The sequence below is a fragment of the Limnobaculum zhutongyuii genome (assembly GCF_004295645.1).
Lineage (GTDB): Bacteria > Pseudomonadota > Gammaproteobacteria > Enterobacterales > Enterobacteriaceae > Limnobaculum > Limnobaculum zhutongyuii.
This window is the reverse complement of the sequence record NZ_CP034752.1, coordinates 2,047,184-2,065,981: the sequence shown is the minus strand read 5'-3', so window position 1 is coordinate 2,065,981 and position 18,798 is coordinate 2,047,184. Positions and strand designations below refer to the sequence as shown.

Below are 18,798 nucleotides of genomic sequence, written 5' to 3'. Positions count from 1 at the left end.
TACTATCAGACCGGTTTAGTTTGTTCCGATAGAGTGCCGGGCATACCGCTGGTGGCTTGTTGTAGTTGAGACAGGGAGCAGTAAAGACGCCAAATCAATCCCGCTAATTCTCTGGCAGAGGCCTCATGATGGCGGGAAAGAACGGTACTCATTTTTAGTAACTCTTCTAATGCAACTTCCAGTGAGCGTTGTTGAACGCCTTTTTCCGTCATGATGCCTTTTAAACAGCGAATACAAACTTCCCGTACCACGACTAACGGATCTGAACGAGCTTCCCATTCACGCAGTTGCCATACAACATGGCTACAGTTAAGCAAAACAACGCCCCAACGTAGTACCCAAATGCGAACCTGCTCGTCTTTGCTTTGGATTAACTGACTGATGCGATGATAAACCATGGACTCAAAATAGCTCTCGGTTTGAGAAGGTTTTTGACTCAGCTGTCCCATAAAGTCACGGCGTAACGCCCGAATAATTCGGCGACTTTTCACCTTATCAGAACTTGGCCTTAATATTTGAAAAGCCGCACCGGCAAGAATAACCCCGGCCAGTTTGCCAAAGTCATCATTAATATAACGGCTAAAGTCATAATCTGGTGGATTGGTAATGGTTAAGAACGACCCCATAAAAACGATGAGTTGTCCCCAAAGCGACGCATAACGAGGATGCTGCAACTTTAGCATCTGCATGGTGAGCAATACCGGAAGTAAAAAGGCGCAAAATACCCAGAAGTCATCGATTTGAATCATCAGGCCAAACTTAACCATATAGCAGGCAATGGAAAGCAGTACGATGGCCTTAATCAACGTCATTACGCTATTGATGGGCGAGGGCGTGGCAGAATAGAGCACACAGCTGATAGCCGTTAACGTTAATGCGGATGCGCCCGCATCCCATTGGGTATTAATCCAATAGGCACAGCCGATCACAATACATAAAAACGTTCTTAATGCATTATAAGCTGCTTCGGTAGAATCGGTATGCTGAGCGATACTTTTGACTTTAGGTGGTTGCAGGTCACTATCCGGAGCAGAAGCTTCCAGACGAAGCAACCAACGGCTGGATTGTAAATAGATCCAGCAAAAATGCCGCAATCGTAACCAGACTGTGCGATGGCGAAAGTCACTATCATCTGTGGGATAGATTTCCTGCAAAATCCTGGCCAGACGATACTTATTAGTATCGGGCTTACCAAGCTCGGCAAGTAAACGATGCAGGACTTCAGACAGGTTTTCAGGTCGATCCGGCCAGTTGATCATTAAACGACGAATACCGGAAATGACACTGGTAAGACGCAATTGCTGGTGCAGCATATAGTTAAGAATATTATTCCGCCGACGCAGGCGATAGTGGCTCCAGACCGCCTGAATTCTCAATACGTTCATGGTCAGAATTTGGCTAATGATACCTTCATGAGAGGTTCGTATTTGAGGGGTAATTTCAGCCTGCCATAGGCTTTCCGCGTGTTCCAACAGGCGGCTATGCATTTTTTTCAGTGAGTCCAGCAGTGTGGAACCATCAGAAGTACTGGGTAAAATCATCATCATGACAGCACCGCAGATAATCCCGGTAACGACCTCACATACGCGGGCCTGGGTGGTATCAAAAACCTGAAGAGAGTCGGTACTGTCCGTCAGAGAGAAGGTAATAATGGCCGCGGTATAACCAGCCAGAGCAAAAGCATATGAGACATTGTTCTGGTAATGGTTAGATATATAGGTACATAAGGATAACCAGCCAGCAATGGCAAAAGTAAATAGCCAGGGGTCGTTAAGACATGTGCCTGCAATGAGCATTGAGGCCAGAGCGCCCAGCAGGCTGCCCAGAATACGTCCAACGCTTTTACTGATAACGCCACCGATAGTCGGAAAGCTGACAACCGCAGCGGAGGTCATGGCCCAATAAGGAGCATCTAAATCCAGCAAAAAGGCAACGCCAAGCGCCAGACACATGGCAATAGCATTACGTAAGGCATAACGCCACTGTGCTTGAGTCGCTTTCCTCCAGGGGGTATTTTTCCATTCAAGCCAGGATATGTTCACACCTATGCCTATTGATGAATAGAAACGGAGCAGGTGGTTCCGGCAATTAACAAAACGTTATCAGGGACTTTGGTAAGTTTTATTCTGACGGGAACTCGCTGAGCTAAACGAACCCACGGAACGTTAGGTTTAACATTCATTAGCATATCTACATCACCATCGACGCTTTGGTCTGAAATTGCACGACCAATACTTTCTACTTCGCCACTTAACGGAGTGTTGCCGTTATACAGCGTAATGTTTGCAGCATAGCCGGGTCTAATATGGCTTAACTTGGTTTCTTCAAAATAACCCATTATGTAAAAAGAGTGAATGTCGACCAGCGCAACTAAAGGTGTACCAGATGTTGCATAGCTTCCGGCACGGATTTGCAAATTAGTCAGATAACCATCCGTTGGGGCATAAATATTGGTATGGGAGAGATTCCACTTAGCCTGATTGAGGCTGGCTTGCGCGGCTTTATAGTTTGCCTGCATAGCCTGGACGTTTAGATTGGCATCATCCAGTTCTTCTTTAGAAATGACACCTCCACTTAATCGACCGCGACGTTCAGCTTCATGGTTGGCTTTCCCTAAATCTGACAGTGCTTTTGCTAATGCCCCTTCGGCTTTATCAACTTCAATTTGGTAAGCGCTGGGGTCAAGGGTAAACAATAAGTCACCTTTTTTAACCATTTGGTTATCAGCGGCATTAACCAGCGTCAGTTTACCTGAAACTTCCGGCGTAATATTAACCAACTCTGCCCTGACTTTAGCATCACGAGTCCAGGGGGATTGCATATAGTAATTCCATAGCCACCAGCCGGCGCTTAACGCAATGGCAAAAATGATGACGGTAGAGAAGTATTTTATGACATTAATCTTCATATGATTACCAATGGGTTAACATCCACATAGAGCCGCTGACGGCAATAATAAAGATAGAGAGGTCCATCAGGGTGGGGTGCCAGATATCGCCAGAATATAGCCAGTCGCGAATGGCTCGGTGAACTAATAACCAGATGATGAAACCAAGAAAAAGTGCTTTAAATATCGGGGGAAAGTAGAGAGATGCACCGAACACCAGGTCGGATAACGCACTGTTCTTATTTATTAAACCAATATCCACGTTAATGGTACCTGCCTGATGTGATGTAAGTTTTTTCTGTCGGATATTGTGACATAAAACTTTACTATATAGCCTGTGTTTACTGAGAGCTTTCAACTAACATCAGCATAGCACTATCAAATTATAGTATCACCATACTTATCAGGCATTATGCAAGAATGAGTGCTTTCCTTACTATTGTTTACCAGAGTAATAAGCCTTAATTGTAATTTATAGAGTTATACTTATAATAGAATATGTAGTATGGAAGTATAAGTTCACCTAAATTAAACGCTGGTTAACGGATGGTTATTAATTGCTTTTGGCATAATGACAATCATCAGTCTTTTAGAAAATACTACAAGCATGTTATTATTATTTTTCTATAAATCCCCTTTGTTTTTCTGCTAAAAATAGTAATTAACATTTTATTTTATTTCAAAAAACATCCATATATGAGCTTAATTTAGTTGTTTAAATTATAGTGACCATAACCAAACTTAACAAATAAAAACAATCAGATAGAGTTGTTTTGTGAAAATCACAACGATAAAAAAATCATTATTAATAGTCATTGGCTATCAAAATGGTTGTTATGTTAGGAATTAACGATTTGTAATCAAGTGGTTTTAGATATTACTCTCACTGCCAATAGAGGTGTTTATTTATTACCATTATGATTTTTAACTTTGCGTGATAATTATATTAAACTCCCAGTTAAAACGAATGGTTGAAGCAAATTAATATTATTTGATTATTTAGTTTCTACCGATTTGCCATTAGTTTTTGAGGTTTAAGGTTAACCCTAAGAGTAAATGGTGAAGTAGGTCATATTTTTTGCCAATGGAATGTCTGGCTCTTTGAGATTTGGATTTCATATTAGAGAATATTTATTGAACTTTTAAAGATTTGAATAGCTATTGGGATTGTTACTAAACGATCCCAGTTTCGGCTAGGCGAAAGCCTGTAGCTGAAAAACAGAATTCACAATGTGAATAATGAAGTAAACATAATAAAAAGGCTGAATGTTTTTGTTTTGACATAACGGCCAAAGAGAACGGCAACCGGAATCCAATATGGAATGGTGAAAGTGTCGTATCTATAGGATGTAAAGGACAAGTGGTGGTTTGTTATATGCTCTTTTTATCAGAAGTATATGAGGAGAAGTAAGATGAAGGAAAATCTGCCTGTTTGTCACCACTGCAGTAAGATAGACAGCGTCCGCAAGCATGGATTAGCCCGCTCCGGGGTGCAGCGTTACTATTGCACATCCTGTAAAAGAACGTTTCAGGTTCGTTATATATATCTGGGAAATGAAACTAACATTCTGCGCCAGGTTAAGACCTTGTTGGACGAAGGAAAGAGCCGGGTAGAAATCAGCCAGGTATTAGGGGTCAGTCAGGGAATTATCGACCGTCACATATACTTAATTACGCTGGATGAAGAAGAAAAAATTGGGGCATAAGTGAAAGACGAAAGCGTCGTTGTTTGCTTAGTCTGATGATGAAATAGAGAGTTTTGTATATCGCTAAAAGATATCAGGATTACTGTTTACATCATACGCCAGAACTTGGTTCAACCTGAGGGTGAACGCACTTGACGGGAAGAGGAGGGCAGAACTCTTCCCGTTCATTATCTCTACACCTCTACAACTTGCCATTCAATCTATCCATCCTTTTCTTAGCAAATCATCTTTTACTCACGAGCCTTTACCTTAGATTAAATGAAATATCATAGTGATTAATAATAATTTCAAGGGGTGTTTTTACCTTGATATTAAAAGGAATAACGTGACTGAAGTAAAAGAAGTATGGTGCGATGCGGTATAAAATACCCACAACTTAATAGGTCTATTAGTAGGGATTTATCCCGCCATCAAAGGAAACCACAAAATGTCTAGAACATGGATATTAATTATCTCAGGTATTGTTATTGGTGCTATTGCATTAACGTTAGCCGTTGCAGGAAATCCACCCAATATGGGAGTCTGTGTCGCCTGTTTCATTCGTGATAGTGCCGGTAGCTTAAATCTTCATTCAACGGCTACGGTGCAATATCTGCGTCCGGAAATATTTGGTTTTGTTATTGGTGCTTTCGCGACGGCATTAATATTTAAAGAGTTCAAGGCTAAAGCTGGTTCAGCCCCGATTATTCGTTTCACTCTGGGTTTTCTGATGATGATCGGATGTCTGGTCTTTTTAGGCTGCCCATTACGCATGGTTTTACGTATTGGTGCCGGAGATTTAAATGCGGTGATTGGATTGATCGGACTGGTGGTGGGTATTGGTATTGGTAGCCTGTTCCTGAAAAAAGGATTCTCATTACCACGTAATTATAGCCAATCCTCTATTGAGGGTATTTTGTTTCCAACTACCTGTATTGTTTTATTGATGATGTTTTTGTGGAACAGCGGCATATTTAGCGCCAGTGAAAAAGGACCAGGAGCCAGTCATGCCCCAGTGTGGTTATCAATAATCGCTGGGCTGGTGATTGGTGTGGTTGTTCAACGTACGCGTTTTTGCTTTATTGGTATGGCGAAAAATATTTTTCTGTCGCGTAACTATAATATGGCATTGGGTGTTTTAGCCTTAACGCTGATTGTGGCTGCAGGTAATCTTTATCTGGATAAATTTACTCTGGGTTTTGATAACCAGCCAATTGCTCATACCGATGGAGTATGGAATTTCCTCTCAATGATGTTAGTTGGACTTTGTGGTGTGTTTATTACTGGTTGCCCATTACGTCAATTAATTAGTGCCGGGCAGGGAAGTTCTGATGCTGCAGTTAGCGTACTGGGAATGTTGATTGGCGCCGCATTTGCCCATAATTTTGCTTTTGCATCCAGTCCTGCAGGGCCAACAGAGAATGGGAAGATTATCGTTATTGTAGGTATTATTCTGGTATTAGCTATTGGTGTTATTTATACCGTAATGATACGTAAAACGCTGGAAAGTGCGATTGATGAGTCGTGAGTATCTGTTTCTTTTCCATACCCCTTGGGAGTGATTAAGCTAAAAAAGAAGCTAAATGGCTGGGGGGTTAATTTTCAGGTCATTGATGCTCCCAGAACACTCTCGGCAGAGTGTGGCATGGCAGTACGTTTTGAGTTGGTTGAACTGCGCCCGTATTTAACCTTGATAAATTCGCAGGTTAAAGCTGTCTATCAGGTAACGGCAGAAGGTTATCATGTTTTGTGGCAAGATGAACAATAATTGAACAAGTGTTAATAACAAAAAGCGTCCATTGAATGGGCGCTTTTTGTTATGTCTTTTTGATAGATGAACAAGGATGTTTGATTCTATTTGCTATTTTAAAAGTGATTAGTACTCATTGGGTTTGGTTTATTTAGCTCACATTTTCATCTGTATAAATAGAATTATCAGGCAATTTTCATCATTAAATTTCTTGTCAATTTTTTTCTAATCGGATATGTCTATCAACTTAATCAGGATTAACTAATTTATTAAAATACAAAATATGAAATCTCGGCTATTTTTTCGTTTTTTGGATAACTACTTTTCTTAAATTAGTCTAACTTGTAACAGTTTTAAGATTAACGATGTTTGAAAACTGACTGTTTTACCAGCGAACTATGCAATGAAAGGTCATTTATCAAATAATAATGGAACTCGATACAATAAATGTTAATTCTTGTTATCGGGATGGCAAATGGCCTTCGGGAAATACCTGTCTGCTGTGTATCGACTAATTGATCGGAATATTCTTATCGTGGTGGATATATGATTGTTATTTAGCAAAAAACAGCGGTATTGGGTGGTTATTTTAAGACCATTAAAAGCTTCGTTTGAATGATAGGGTAATAAGGCAACATTTTTAATATCCTCAAGGCGAAGTTTCAGTGAGAAAGAGTGCTAAATGTCCTCATCACCAATTTATCAATGTAATGTCTATTTTGGGCTTGATGTCGCTCGGGCTTCAGATATTCTTTATGGGGGATATTTTGAGCATCGATTATCTTCTTCTGCTCAATTGAGTTTATATCACCAAAGAGTGATGTTAAACGATATCCGATTGGAAACGGGTAACTATAGTTTCCCTATTATTGCCAGAGGATGTACTCCTTCTGATACCATATGTATTGGTTTTATGGCCCATGGTAGTGATGTGACTCGTTATAATACAGTGCCAATCGGTACGGATGAAATACAAATTTATCCGGAAGGGTCGGAGTTATTATATCAATCATCCGGGTCATCGCGTTGGGTTGTCTATTCTGTTCCCCACACTATATTGATACAGGCAATCTTGACATATAGTGGTCAGGATATGACTCTATCGAAAGAGAATGCTATTTCTTTAAAATTACCGAAAGGAAGCATTGACAGTTTATTGAGACAAACCAATGAAGTTTTTACTATTGCCCAAAATAGCTCAAATTCTGATTGCCGACGAGGAAATTTCAACAAAATACAGGAGCAACTACTGGCTAGTTATAGTCGGATTATTTGTGACGCCATGTTGGAATCTTCCATTGAAAAAAAGAGTAGTGTATCTCAGCGCCATAATAATCTTATTTTGGATAGCGAATATTTCGTTATGTCCTGTGATGATGTAAGTGCCAGTTTGATCAATATAGCTCAACGGACAGGATATAGTTTGAGAGCACTTGAGCTTATTTTTCGTAATTCAGTCGGAATGTCTCCGGGAAAATGGTTTTTAAACCTGAGGTTAAACGGTACGTTACGCGATTTTTTGATGGCAACGCCAGTGAGTACCGTATCAGGCATTGCTACCCGCTGGGGATTCCAGCATCTTTCTCGCTTTTCTGAGCAATACCGTAAAACGTTTGGTGAATACCCAAGCCACACATTGAATCGGAGTAAAAAGAGAGTAGAAGCAGTTTCCTTCGAAAGGGAATTTGATAGTCAAATAAACTCCTAATTGATTGATTTCATTCTTACAATACTAATTTTATGAAATTGCTTCAGATAAGGAGAGTCACGCTTATGATAAATTAAAAAATTAGTAAAACTAAATATTTCAGTTTGATTATTATCATTAATAATTGAATGGCTAAATATCCAAAAATATATTTCCTGTGGTTTTTTCGTTTTTTGGATAACGGAATGATTGAACATATATTACATTGTTCGTGTTGTTTCATTGAACCTAAACTAAAGCAGGAGCGCATTATGTTTAAAAAGAAGACGCCATGTCGTTATTGTCAGGATAATCAATCCGTCAGAAAACACGGAAAAGGACGTGCGGGTTATCAACGTTTTTATTGTGTAAATTGTAGTCGTACATTTCAGGTGAAATATGTCTACTCAGCTTATTATAAAAATCCAGAACCTGTTTTATCCTAAGGATAAAACCTATTGGAAGTATTTTTTATAAAGTCAATTACTATATTTATAGCTAAGTAATAGATCATATTGATATTAATTATCATATTGGTTTTTTGTTTTGTTATGGTTATAACCTCATGATAATAAAGTGGATGAATTAATTATCACATAGGTCGAGATCGTGAGGTGGCATATCAATATAATTGAATATATCTACTAAATAAATAGTTAAACTCTATTTGTTTAATTGAGAAGCCCGTTACCCAACGGGCTTTCATTTTAACTGTATCTATATCCCAATTACTTATTAAGTACACTTGAAATACCTTACGATTGTCTTATCAAAAGCCTCGATAACCCGTCAAACTTACTATATTTTTTGTTTAGTTAAGTTTTACATTATCTTTAATGAAATATATGTTATTTAATAATGACATTAATCTTATATACTTAATAAATTAACGTTCCTGGTCTAGTGTAATAGCCTTAACATATCCAATGCGCTAACAACAACTCAATCAAGTGTTGAAGTATTCCGTGTTACAGTTCTGGCAGGCTCACTGAAGATATTACCTTAACTATGATGCACTATTGATAGGTAGGAATATCATCACCCCCACTATATGTGGGGGCTAAATTTAAATGACATTATTTAATATCAAATAACGTATCAACAGCGGCCAACTGCTCTGGATTGAGTTTACCACCATAATTACGGGAAATGGGCTCAAGGTATTTGTATTTTCTGGCTACGGTAGTTTTAATCGTCGTGACAAAATCATCACCAATTGCATAAATGCCGGATAACCGTCCAATCTCTTCATGTAATGCAGCAACTTTGGCAAGATCGTTTGCCTGATAGGCCACTTTAATTTTAGTAAACAGCTCAGGCACTACATTATTTAAACCGGAAAGTACGCCAGCACCACCATTCATCAAATTTGGTACAAAGTATTCGTCATAACCGGCAAATATTGAGAAGTCTTTACGTACTGGTGCCAGAGCACGAACAATGAGGCGGGTGTGGGAAGAACAGTCGACGGTATCTTTGATACCAACAAAATTAGGACATTCTTTAGCCAGCTTTAGTACTAATGCAGCATCTACATCACAACCGGTACGGGCAGGGAAGTTATAAATCAGCCACTTTCCTTTAAAGCGATTGTTTAGATCAATAAAATATTCATATAACTGTTTTGGCGTTTGGGCGTAATAATAGTGAGGTAACGCCATTACTGCTTCATAGCCTTCGGCGTAAGCGATATCAGCCAGATGTACCATATCATCAACACAAGTCGTTGATACATGGGCAATCATTGGCAGCTTAGTCATTTTGCGTGCTTTCTTCAGTAAATTCTCACGCTCGCTGAGATTCATGGTAACAAACTCACCAATGGTTCCCATCAGTAAGATACCATCAGTTCCTGAAGCTGCCAGACGATCGAAGTGCTTTTGAAGTGCATCATAATCGATTTCACCGCTGGTTTTGAAGGGTATGACAGAAGGGCACCAGGCACCGGAAAACAGGGCTTTATTACTCATCTCTTATTCCTCTGATGATTCACAACGTAATTTCCCGGGCGCGATGCCACCAAATCATTAATGACATTTATCAGACCCGGATGTTCGTTCTGATCGCTTACAGCTAAAGTGCGGTCATCACGGGTTATTTGCTACGGCTTAAATTAACTCCTGTATGTGAGAGCTATAATCTCATATATAAGAGTCATAAATATACCGAAGATAAAACCGTTGTTAAAGCAACATAATAGTAATAGAGGGAGGCAGATCACAGAATTGAACAATGAATATGCAGGAGGGCACTCTGAAGTTGATAAGAGAGAAATAATTAACGAATAGATTCTGACAGCATATTGGCTGCCGTTTTTACTAATTCAACGAATTCAGGGATTTTTTCTTCAGGGACCTGAAAACTAACGCCAGACATACTAATCGCAGCAATGACTTTATTATTTCGATCAAATACCGGGGCGGAGATGCAGCTTACGCCGTCATAATCCTCTTCGTTGTCAAATGCCCAGCCTTGCCGACGAACTGTGGCTAATTCTGCTTTAAATGCACTGCGGGTTGTGATAGTAGTTTTAGTTTTTACTTCTAACGATTCTTCAGGCAGCAAACGATCGATTTCAGCCTCTGGCAGCCAGGCCAGAAGACATTTTCCCAGACTGGAACTATGCAATGACAGGCGCTTTCCCAGCCAGCTTCGTACAACTATAGCTCCCGGGCTTTCAATTTTTGCCAGATAAATCGCAGACGTATTATCCAGAACACCCAGATGGCAGGCCAGGCCTGTGCTGTCACGCAAAAAAGTCATTGGAGCAATAGCCAAATCCCGAATATCAAAGCTTTCAATGGCCCGAATACCCAATTCAAACAGCGTCAAACCTAAATAGTAGCGACCTTTTTCCTGACGTAAAAAACCATGGGCTACCAGACTATTCAGTAATGTAGCCGTTGAGCTTTGCGCCAGATCCAGCGTTTGATGAATTTGGCTAAAGGTGACGCTGCCTTGAGTAGAGACATATTTCAAAATGCGGGTCGTTTTATCAATGGCCGGTGTTTTGGTCGTAATCTCTTGCATAAGACTCTGGGTCAGGGGACAGATAGTAAATCGCAGTGTAAAGTAAAAATGAAACAAACTCAAAATACTGACGATCGGTCACTCTGGTTTTGCGTAACTGACGTTATTATGAATAATAGTTGACTGTTATTAGCGTATCAAAAGCGGAGAACAGAAGTGCCATCATTTAAGGATATTGCAGAACTGAGTGACTTACATCAGAGCTTACCGACGTTTGTTGATAAATTGCATCAATTGCTTACGCGGCTGGAACTATCGCTGGAAACTTATTCTGCGGATCATATTTCCGTTCGCTGTTTTCAGAAAGCTACTGCCGATCGCTGGCGCCAGGGATTAATGCAGTGTGGTGAACTGATGTCTGAAAAGATAATTAATGGTCGCCCTATCTGTTTGTTCAATTTGGATGAACCGTTACAGGTTGGTCAATGGCAAATTGACTGCATTGAATTGCCCTACCCGGGAGATAAGCTTTATCCGCAAGAAGATTGGGAACACGTAGAATGGGTGATACCCGGTGAGGTAGAAAATTTCCATCAAACTGCGCTGTCTCTGTTTTCAGACGATATTTTGTTGATGCCGCAGCTAAAACTAAAATTCAGTAATCCTGCAGGAGAAGGGGAAAGGTTGCCTAATCCAACGCTGGCGGTAACCGACAATGGGGTAACCGTTAAGTTTCACCCATACAGTATTCAGGAAGTGGTTAAAAGTGAAAGCTAAATGATGGTAATAAAGAAAAAACTGGCCATCATTTGATTTAATGATGGCCATACCTGTCAGGCTAAGGCGGGTAAGGTAGCTACAGCGTTTGCCATACGAGTTAGCGCCTGTTCCAGTAACGCTCGCTGGCAGCCAAAATTCAAACGAACAAAGTTTGGATTACCAAAGTCACTGCCTGGCGATAACCCCACACCAGCCTGTTCAAAGAAGGCATGCGGATTAGACACTGCTAATCCTGACGCGTCAATCCAGGCCAGATACGTAGCTTCAACCGGCATCAGTTTTAGTCCGGGAATTGCATTGATTCTTTCCATCACCAGATCCCGGTTACCACGCAGATAGGTTAATTGCTCTGCGAGCCATTCATCCCCGCCTTTGTAGGCAGCAGTTGCAGCAACATAAGCCAGAATGTCAACGCTGGGAACAATACCCGCCCGTGCTTCAGTAAAGCGATGTCGCAGTGCTGCATTTGGAATAACGGCAATTGATGCACCCAATCCGGCAATATTAAAGGTTTTAGAGGGAGACATTAATGTTACGGAACGTTGAGCTGCATCTTCGCTAAGGGAGGCGAAGGGAATATGTTCCAAACCTTCATCCAACAGAAGATCACAGTGGATTTCATCTGAACAGACAATCAGGTTATGTCGCTGGGCGAAATCAAGCTGAGCTGCTAACTCATGGCGGCGATAAATAGTACCACCCGGGTTTTGCGGATTACATAACAGCAACAGTTTTTCAGTGCCAGATAGTTGATTTTCAGTCGCCTCCAGATCTAACACCCAACGCTTATTTTGTAACTTAACAGGGGCAGAAATCTGATTGCGGTTAGCAAATCGGGCAGCTTTCATAAATGGAGGATAAATTGGGTGGGGTGCAATCGTTCCCTGTTCCGGCGTGGTTAATGCCCGAACGCATAAGTTTAATCCACACACCAGGCCCGGCAGAAAAACCAGCCACTCTGGTTTTACATCCCATTGATAGCGCAGCTTCATGCGCTGAATGAACACCTCAACCAACTCAGGTGAAGGGTAGCCATAACCAAATACCCCATGAGCTATACGTTTTTGCAGGGCTTCAATAACAGCGGGAGGAGATTTAAAGTCACTATCCGCAACCCATAGGGGAATAATCTCTTTATCTTCATATTTGTGCCACTTATCACTATCGGTGTGATGTCGCTCCACATACAGATCAAAATTAGATGCCATAATAAAACCTTTAGTGCGCCTTTGATTGGGTGTCATTTATTAAAGTGTAGACTACGCCAGATGTGTTCTCTTGCTCAAGAATTGTTTTGTTTTTACTTGATTTAGGGGGAAAGATGTCAAAACTGGAGGTGTGTTGTTATAGCGCCGATTGTGCCATAAAGGCCGAACGCGCTGGCGCGGATCGCATAGAACTTTGTGCAGGCAAGCAAGAAGGGGGAATTACGCCGAGTATCGGCATGCTTGACTGGGTTTCTCATCAGGTTTCTATTCCGGTTCATCCGATTGTACGCCCGAGAGGAGGGGATTTTTGTTATAGCGAAAGTGAGTTTGCCATTATTAAGCGAGATATTGACCAGATCCGTGACCTTGGTTTCCCCGGTATCGTGATTGGGATCCTGACGGAAGACGGTCATATTGATGTTGAGCGTATGCAACAAATCCTTCGCCAGACAGCAGGAATGTCTATTACTTTTCATCGGGCGTTTGATATGTGTGCTAATCCGTTACTGGCCCTGAGCCAACTGACAGATTTGGGAGTGGACCGTATTCTGACGTCGGGACAACAGCAAACCGCTGAGGTTGGATTGCCTTTAATCCGTACTCTGATTCAACAAAGCCAACGACCCGTTATTATGCCCGGTGGTGGTATTCGTTTGACGAATATTCATAAGTTTATTGAAGCTGGGGTTCAGGAAATTCATACTTCTGCCTGTCAAACTATTCCTTCCTGTATGCGTTATCGTAAGGCGGGCGTAAATATGAATACCGATAGCGAAGCGGATGAATTTGCGCAGTTTCAGGTTGATAGCGATATGGTGGCTGCCATGAAGGAGGTATTCGCTCCCAGCGTAGTCAGGTTTCGTCAGCAGGTAGGGTAAGACTCTCGAGATTGCTAAAAGGCCAGATAATTATCTGGCCTTTTTACTTTGGTTATCTCATCACATTTTGGAAAAACGCTTATTGCTGATGAGTGATAAACAGCATTTGCGATGGGCTACCGACAGGAGTAAAGCGATTAGTGAATGTTAGTTTGCCATTGGTTGGATCGATGGTGAACTGGGTGATGTTATCGCTACGCTGGTTCATGGCATACAATGACTGACCATCCGGAGAGATAACCAGCGTGCGGGTGTAATCCCCATGCGTCCAGATATTATCCGCCAGCGTCAGGCTACCGTTCTCATTAATATTGAAATGCGAAATACTGTTATGCAGACGATTAGCCACATACAGGTGATGACCATCCTGACTAAGCACTAATCCAGAGGCAAAACTGGTTCCTTTATATTCCTCAGGTAAAGCGGACACTGTTTGCTGTTCTGTCAGTTTTCCTGATTCTGCATCCAACAGATAAGTCGTCAGGGTAGAGGACTCTTCATTAATTAAATAAATATGCTTATTCGTTGGATGAAAAACGAAATGGCGAGGTCCGGCACCGGCTGATGAGGCAGCAATAAATGGTGGATTGTTAGCCGAAAGAACACCATTGCTACTATCTATCCGCCATTGATAAATTCGGTCTAAACCCAAATCGGTGGAGTAAACGAATTTGCCATCAGGGTCGCTACCGATCATATGGGCATGTGGGCCATTGTGATCGCTAAAAGCGAAACTGCCTTCAACGGCAGCGGCAGGTTTGCCTGCACCGGGTTCTCCACTACTTTGCTTCACGGATGCCGGACGCCCCAGCGAACCGTCTTTATTAATCGGAAAGCTGGCAATGGAGCCACTGATATAGTTTGCGACTAACAGATATTTTCCATTGGGGTGAATGGAAAGATAAACCGGACCAGCTCCCTGAGAGTCAACTTCGTTTAGCTTGGTTAAACTGCCATCCTGACTATTCACTGAATACGCGGTGAGAGAGCCATGTTTTCCACCGTTATAGTTAGCGACTTCACTGGCGACATAAAGGTGTTTGCTGCCGTTATCTAACACAATTTGTGCAGCATTAGGAATGTCGCTAACCAGCTTATCTTTTTTAAGGGCTCCATCTTTATCCACCTTCATAAGGTAGATACCTTCGCCATTAGGATTATAGGTGGCAACATAAGCCATCATTTCGGTAGGGGGAACAGCTGAAGGTTCGGTACTGGCTAAAACGGGAAAAGTAGCAAGAGAAGATAATCCAATAATGATGCTGCGGTAAATTGTCGTGGTTGCTGAACCATCCATGCGTTTCTTCTTCATATAATCTCCTGCATTTTTATAAATGTACGACATTCCTTAAATGTATGAGTAAGACAAGAGTGAATGCCGTGGTGTGATAATGAACATTGGATTAATGATTATCCCAGATCTTAAAAAGATCAAATAAACCATACAGAAATTTGGCAGACCCCCGTTACTTGAAGCTAAAGAAGTCCTGAATTGAAGCGGTGGTGCTTTCAACCATGCCTTTTTTCAAATGACCTATATACAACAGTGGTTTATTCGGCGTCAGGGATGCAACATCGCCTTCGCGCATATGGAGAAGATCTACCGGACTGACCCAAACCGGATCAGAAGCAGTGATAGGAAGTCCAGCCTGATTGTAAGCTTCAATCACAAACTGAGAGCAGAAGAAGCTGCCTTTGGCATCATCGTCTGAACCCAGTTGAACTTTAGCCAATGTACTAATGCAGTTATTGCGGAATTTTTCAGAGAATGGGTTTAGGCTGCATAACTGACGAGTCATCATAAACGGCGCCATCAACGCTACACCATTATAGTTATAGCGTTGGCCAACCTGAGACTCTGAAAAATGACGAATCATTAAAGCCTGTTCTGCTGATAGCTCCGGTACCCGAAAGACAATGATCTTAGAGTTATGGCCGATCACTTTTTCCAACGGAACAATCTGTACTCCGCTGCCACCCACGGCTTCAACCACCTGTTCGTTACCTAAATAGATAGCCGCATGGCTAACGGTTGACGCGCTAAACAGGCGGATCCCCAAAGACGTTGGTCCGTAAGGTGAGGTTAACAGAATATCGCCGGCAACCATTTCCGAAGCGGGAATAACCAGACTCCCGCCTTCAGGATAGGAGTGAAGGCGCTGCATCTGAATGTCTATCGGTAGGGCATTATCGGTGCTGAGCTGACTCTCTTCTTTTTCAGAAATTTGCATTGTGCAGCCGCTAAGCAACAAGCAGCCACTGAAAATAATGGCAAACAGAGAAGTAACGGGTCTGCGAAATGACATGATTTAATCCTTTAAATACGCTAAACAGGCCGGTAGTTATGGTCTTTTGGCTACAATAACAGCTCGGATTGGCGCAGGATATCCTTCAACAGTTTTACTGTGATCCAGGGGGTCAAGAAATTCGGCTAAAGAATCACTGGTCATCCAATCGGTTTTACGCTGCTCTTCAACAGTAGTAGGGCAAACATCAACAATACGAATATCAATAAAACCGCACTTTTCCAGCCAGTTAACCAGTGCCGCAGCTGATGGAATAAAATAGACATTACGCATTTGAGCATAGCGATCGCCTGGTACCAGAACCTGATGTTCATCACCTTCAATCACAATGGTTTCCAGTACTAATTCACCGCCAGAAACTAACTGATTCTTTAGCTGATACAAATGGTCGAGCGGTGAGCGGCGATGATAAAGTACTCCCATGGAGAATACGGTATCAAAGGCTTTTAACTCGGGTAATTGCTCAATGCCTAATGGCAGCAGGTGTGCCCGCTGATCGCCACCTAACAGTTTACGTACCGCTTCAAACTGACATAAAAACAGCTGAGTAGGATCAATACCAACGGCTAAATGAGCACCGGCACCAATCATACGCCACATGTGATAACCGCTACCGCAGCCAACGTCTAACACGGTACGACCAGCTAAAGAAGAGATATGGGGGACAACGCGCTCCCATTTCCAGTCCGAACGCCATTCAGTATCAATATGAATGCCATAAAGATTAAATGGCCCTTTACGCCAGGGCATTAATGTTTTCAAGTGCGTCAATATACCTAACTGCTGACCTTCACTCAGTTCAGGAGAGATATTTGCGGTAACACTGTGTAATAAATCTAGCGGCTCAGGTTTAATGGTTGGCATATATTCAACCGCGTTAAACCACTGTTTGAATTGTCCGTGATGGGAACTCTTTTGCCAGGCAGCAATTTGTGCCGGCAGAGTTTCTAACCAGTGACTAAGAGGGCCTTTAGCGATCAGCCGGTAAAAATCACCAAACTCAATCATGATTTAGCCTCCTCTTTTACTGCAATCAATGAGCCAAAGTTAAAGCATTGAAACCAGGTTTCGGCATGGCTGAAACCCGCCTGATGCAGGCGCGTTTTATGAGCTTCCACACTATCCGTGCGCATCACATTTTCCAGCATGCTGCGCTTTTGACTGATTTCCAGTTCGCTGTAGCCATTGGCACGTTTAAAATCGTGGTGCATATCAAACAGTAATTCACCAATCTGCTGGTCTTCAAAACTGAATTTTTCTGACAGCACCAGAATGCCGCCGGGCAGCATTCCCTGATAAATTTTATTCAGTAACCGCTGGCGATCGTCGGGTTCGAGAAACTGCAGGGTAAAATTCAGCACCACCATTGAGGCATCTTGAATTTCTACGTCACGAATGTCAGCCTCAATGACGTCCACCGGAGTGGCTGCGCGAAAAGCGTCAATATGGCGACGGCAACGTTCAACCATTGCCGGTGAATTATCGACGGCAATAATATGGCAGCCATCAACTTTAATATTACGTCTAACCGACAGGGTTGCTGCGCCAAGAGAACAGCCTAAATCATAAATGTGGGTATTGGGGCGAACAAAGCGTTCAGCCAGCATGCCAATCATCGAAATAATATTGGAATAACCAGGAACGGAGCGTTGAATCATATCCGGAAACACTTCGGCGACCTGTTCGTCGAAAGTCCAGTCACCCAGTTTATTTATTGGGGCAGCAAATAAGGTATCGCGGTTTGACATAGCAATAGAAAGAGTCAGAACAATGAATAAGGGGCACAGTTTATCAGAGCAGTGGGGGAATGTCTGTAAACCCAGAGGCAAATAACCAACCGCGTGATAATGGTAATGCTGTATTACTATGGTATGGAATTAATACAGAATCAGAATTTGTTCCCACGGTAAGTAGTAGATATTGGCGCAGATCATCATCACCATAGAAATATAGGTAGCGGTCATGCCGGAACGACGCCAGAACCAGTCGCGATGGCGTAAAGCATAATAATGACTCAGGCGGCCGGCGAATAACATAATTCCGCTGACATGAACTAGCCACACGTTGGCACCGTTCATTTCCATAATCACCATTAAAACTAGTGCAATAGGAATATATTCCACGGCATTACCGTGAATACGAACAGCCATTTGTAGCTCATAAAAGCCACCATCGCCAAAAGGAACTCGATATTGAGTACGAAGTTTTACTACATCAAGAGACAGCTTAAATAATAGTAGTGCGCCCAGCACGGCATACAGTGCACTAACCATTTATCACCCCACAGATATAATTTTTGCAACAGAATAATAACCGGATATAACAAAAAATTCCGCTATAAAGAAATAACTTTAGCTTACTTACTATTTTATAAGATAAAAAATTTGATGATAGTGTCGAATTATTATCATCAAATTTAATTTTCAGGTAATTAATTAACACAATTGTGGATAAGTCAGAGACTCAATCTTTGATCGAAAAGAAGCTGATGATGAGATTTTAAAAACAAGAGTGCTGTTTTTTTGTTCGTTTAAGCATAAAGTAGTTTGAATCCGGTTGATGTCACCTGATGTAGCTCTTATCGGCAGTGATAATTTCCTTTATAATAACCGCCTTTTGGGTGACGCTATGATTTACCGTTTTGCCT

Annotated in this window: 18 protein-coding genes; 7 read left to right on the top strand and 11 right to left on the bottom strand. The window is 41.8% G+C overall.

The features are described 5' to 3' along the window. Positions 1-5: 5 nt before the first annotated feature. From EKN56_RS09085 to EKN56_RS09075, 3 genes are read right to left on the bottom strand one after another with little or no spacing between them, the layout of a single operon-like run. Entirely contained in the window at positions 6-2,042 is a 2,037-nt protein-coding gene (locus EKN56_RS09085; RefSeq protein ID WP_130591484.1) for an FUSC family protein, read from the bottom strand. An 8-nt stretch (positions 2,043-2,050) separates the two neighbouring features. Beyond that, on the bottom strand, positions 2,051-2,908 hold the full coding sequence (locus EKN56_RS09080) for an efflux RND transporter periplasmic adaptor subunit (RefSeq protein ID WP_130591483.1): 858 nt from the start codon (positions 2,906-2,908) through the stop codon (positions 2,051-2,053). A 4-nt stretch (positions 2,909-2,912) separates the two neighbouring features. Further along, positions 2,913-3,149, bottom strand: a complete 237-nt coding sequence (locus EKN56_RS09075) for a DUF1656 domain-containing protein (protein ID WP_130591482.1) — start codon at positions 3,147-3,149, stop codon at positions 2,913-2,915. A gap of 1,150 nt (positions 3,150-4,299) precedes the next feature. Between EKN56_RS09075 and EKN56_RS09070 the strand changes: the two genes are divergently transcribed. The 5 genes from EKN56_RS09070 to EKN56_RS21700 all read left to right on the top strand — a co-directional run bounded on the left by EKN56_RS09070 (position 4,300) and on the right by EKN56_RS21700 (position 8,455). After that, entirely contained in the window at positions 4,300-4,593 is a 294-nt protein-coding gene (locus tag EKN56_RS09070) for an IS1 family transposase (protein ID WP_130591481.1), read from the top strand. Between the two features lie 427 nt (positions 4,594-5,020). Next, positions 5,021-6,100: a YedE family putative selenium transporter gene (gene yedE / locus EKN56_RS09065; RefSeq protein ID WP_130591480.1), complete on the top strand. Its 1,080-nt coding sequence runs from the start codon at positions 5,021-5,023 to the stop codon at positions 6,098-6,100. A gap of 30 nt (positions 6,101-6,130) precedes the next feature. Beyond that, on the top strand, positions 6,131-6,340 hold the full coding sequence (locus EKN56_RS21475; protein WP_168189633.1) for a putative Se/S carrier-like protein: 210 nt from the start codon (positions 6,131-6,133) through the stop codon (positions 6,338-6,340). 664 nt (positions 6,341-7,004) lie between these two features. Further along, complete coding sequence (locus EKN56_RS09055) at positions 7,005-8,030, top strand: helix-turn-helix domain-containing protein (protein ID WP_130591478.1); 1,026 nt, start codon at positions 7,005-7,007, stop codon at positions 8,028-8,030. 128 nt (positions 8,031-8,158) lie between these two features. Then, complete coding sequence (locus tag EKN56_RS21700) at positions 8,159-8,455, top strand: IS1/IS1595 family N-terminal zinc-binding domain-containing protein (RefSeq protein ID WP_456085571.1); 297 nt, start codon at positions 8,159-8,161, stop codon at positions 8,453-8,455. Positions 8,456-9,085: 630 nt separating this feature from the next. On the opposite strand, the gene EKN56_RS09050 is transcribed toward EKN56_RS21700, so the two are convergent. Together EKN56_RS09050 and EKN56_RS09045 are read right to left on the bottom strand one after the other, a co-directional pair. Beyond that, positions 9,086-9,979 (bottom strand): dihydrodipicolinate synthase family protein, encoded by an 894-nt coding sequence (locus EKN56_RS09050; protein WP_130591477.1) that lies wholly within the window; start codon positions 9,977-9,979, stop codon positions 9,086-9,088. 307 nt (positions 9,980-10,286) lie between these two features. Then, the gene (locus tag EKN56_RS09045; protein WP_130591476.1) at positions 10,287-11,039 is read right to left on the bottom strand and encodes an IclR family transcriptional regulator; all 753 of its coding nucleotides are present in this window, start codon (positions 11,037-11,039) and stop codon (positions 10,287-10,289) included. A 156-nt stretch (positions 11,040-11,195) separates the two neighbouring features. On the opposite strand from EKN56_RS09045, the gene EKN56_RS09040 reads away from it, so the two are divergent. After that, positions 11,196-11,756, top strand: coding sequence for a VOC family protein (locus EKN56_RS09040; protein ID WP_130591475.1), 561 nt, complete (start codon positions 11,196-11,198; stop codon positions 11,754-11,756). A gap of 56 nt (positions 11,757-11,812) precedes the next feature. On the opposite strand, the gene EKN56_RS09035 is transcribed toward EKN56_RS09040, so the two are convergent. Next, entirely contained in the window at positions 11,813-12,967 is a 1,155-nt protein-coding gene (locus EKN56_RS09035) for a MalY/PatB family protein (protein WP_130591474.1), read from the bottom strand. Positions 12,968-13,080: 113 nt separating this feature from the next. Here EKN56_RS09035 and cutC point away from each other — a divergent pair, with 113 nt between their 5' ends. Continuing rightward, complete coding sequence (gene cutC, locus EKN56_RS09030) at positions 13,081-13,845, top strand: copper homeostasis protein CutC (protein WP_130591473.1); 765 nt, start codon at positions 13,081-13,083, stop codon at positions 13,843-13,845. Positions 13,846-13,924: 79 nt separating this feature from the next. Here the strand turns inward: cutC and EKN56_RS09025 are convergent, their stop codons facing one another. The 5 genes from EKN56_RS09025 to EKN56_RS09005 all read right to left on the bottom strand — a co-directional run bounded on the left by EKN56_RS09025 (position 13,925) and on the right by EKN56_RS09005 (position 18,424). Then, positions 13,925-15,142, bottom strand: coding sequence for a lactonase family protein (locus EKN56_RS09025; RefSeq protein WP_185955859.1), 1,218 nt, complete (start codon positions 15,140-15,142; stop codon positions 13,925-13,927). Between the two features lie 169 nt (positions 15,143-15,311). Then, positions 15,312-16,151 carry a YaeF family permuted papain-like enzyme gene (locus EKN56_RS09020; protein ID WP_130591472.1) on the bottom strand — a complete coding sequence of 280 codons (840 nt, stop codon included), beginning with the start codon at positions 16,149-16,151 and terminating at the stop codon, positions 15,312-15,314. A 36-nt stretch (positions 16,152-16,187) separates the two neighbouring features. Further along, positions 16,188-17,159 (bottom strand): tRNA 5-methoxyuridine(34)/uridine 5-oxyacetic acid(34) synthase CmoB, encoded by a 972-nt coding sequence (gene cmoB / locus EKN56_RS09015; RefSeq protein WP_130591471.1) that lies wholly within the window; start codon positions 17,157-17,159, stop codon positions 16,188-16,190. Then, a complete protein-coding gene (gene cmoA / locus EKN56_RS09010) occupies positions 17,156-17,899 on the bottom strand; it encodes a carboxy-S-adenosyl-L-methionine synthase CmoA (protein ID WP_130591470.1) in 744 nt (247 codons plus the stop codon). The genes cmoB and cmoA overlap by 4 nt, the downstream gene beginning before the upstream one ends. Before the next feature lie 129 nt (positions 17,900-18,028). Next, positions 18,029-18,424, bottom strand: a complete 396-nt coding sequence (locus tag EKN56_RS09005) for an MAPEG family protein (protein ID WP_130591469.1) — start codon at positions 18,422-18,424, stop codon at positions 18,029-18,031. Positions 18,425-18,798: the final 374 nt, after the last annotated feature.

What these genes read in the sequence shown, in the direction of transcription:
- EKN56_RS09080 (WP_130591483.1), bottom strand. Translation starts at nt 2,908, where the DNA reads ATGAAGATTAATGTCATAAAATACTTCTCTACCGTCATCATTTTTGCC.
- EKN56_RS09070 (WP_130591481.1), top strand. Translation starts at nt 4,300, where the DNA reads ATGAAGGAAAATCTGCCTGTTTGTCACCACTGCAGTAAGATAGACAGC.
- yedE (WP_130591480.1), top strand. Translation starts at nt 5,021, where the DNA reads ATGTCTAGAACATGGATATTAATTATCTCAGGTATTGTTATTGGTGCT.
- EKN56_RS09055 (WP_130591478.1), top strand. Translation starts at nt 7,005, where the DNA reads ATGTCCTCATCACCAATTTATCAATGTAATGTCTATTTTGGGCTTGAT.
- EKN56_RS21700 (WP_456085571.1), top strand. Translation starts at nt 8,159, where the DNA reads ATGGCTAAATATCCAAAAATATATTTCCTGTGGTTTTTTCGTTTTTTG.
- EKN56_RS09050 (WP_130591477.1), bottom strand. Translation starts at nt 9,979, where the DNA reads ATGAGTAATAAAGCCCTGTTTTCCGGTGCCTGGTGCCCTTCTGTCATA.
- EKN56_RS09045 (WP_130591476.1), bottom strand. Translation starts at nt 11,039, where the DNA reads ATGCAAGAGATTACGACCAAAACACCGGCCATTGATAAAACGACCCGC.
- EKN56_RS09035 (WP_130591474.1), bottom strand. Translation starts at nt 12,967, where the DNA reads ATGGCATCTAATTTTGATCTGTATGTGGAGCGACATCACACCGATAGT.
- cutC (WP_130591473.1), top strand. Translation starts at nt 13,081, where the DNA reads ATGTCAAAACTGGAGGTGTGTTGTTATAGCGCCGATTGTGCCATAAAG.
- EKN56_RS09025 (WP_185955859.1), bottom strand. Translation starts at nt 15,142, where the DNA reads ATGGATGGTTCAGCAACCACGACAATTTACCGCAGCATCATTATTGGA.
- EKN56_RS09020 (WP_130591472.1), bottom strand. Translation starts at nt 16,151, where the DNA reads ATGTCATTTCGCAGACCCGTTACTTCTCTGTTTGCCATTATTTTCAGT.
- cmoB (WP_130591471.1), bottom strand. Translation starts at nt 17,159, where the DNA reads ATGATTGAGTTTGGTGATTTTTACCGGCTGATCGCTAAAGGCCCTCTT.
- cmoA (WP_130591470.1), bottom strand. Translation starts at nt 17,899, where the DNA reads ATGTCAAACCGCGATACCTTATTTGCTGCCCCAATAAATAAACTGGGT.
- EKN56_RS09005 (WP_130591469.1), bottom strand. Translation starts at nt 18,424, where the DNA reads ATGGTTAGTGCACTGTATGCCGTGCTGGGCGCACTACTATTATTTAAG.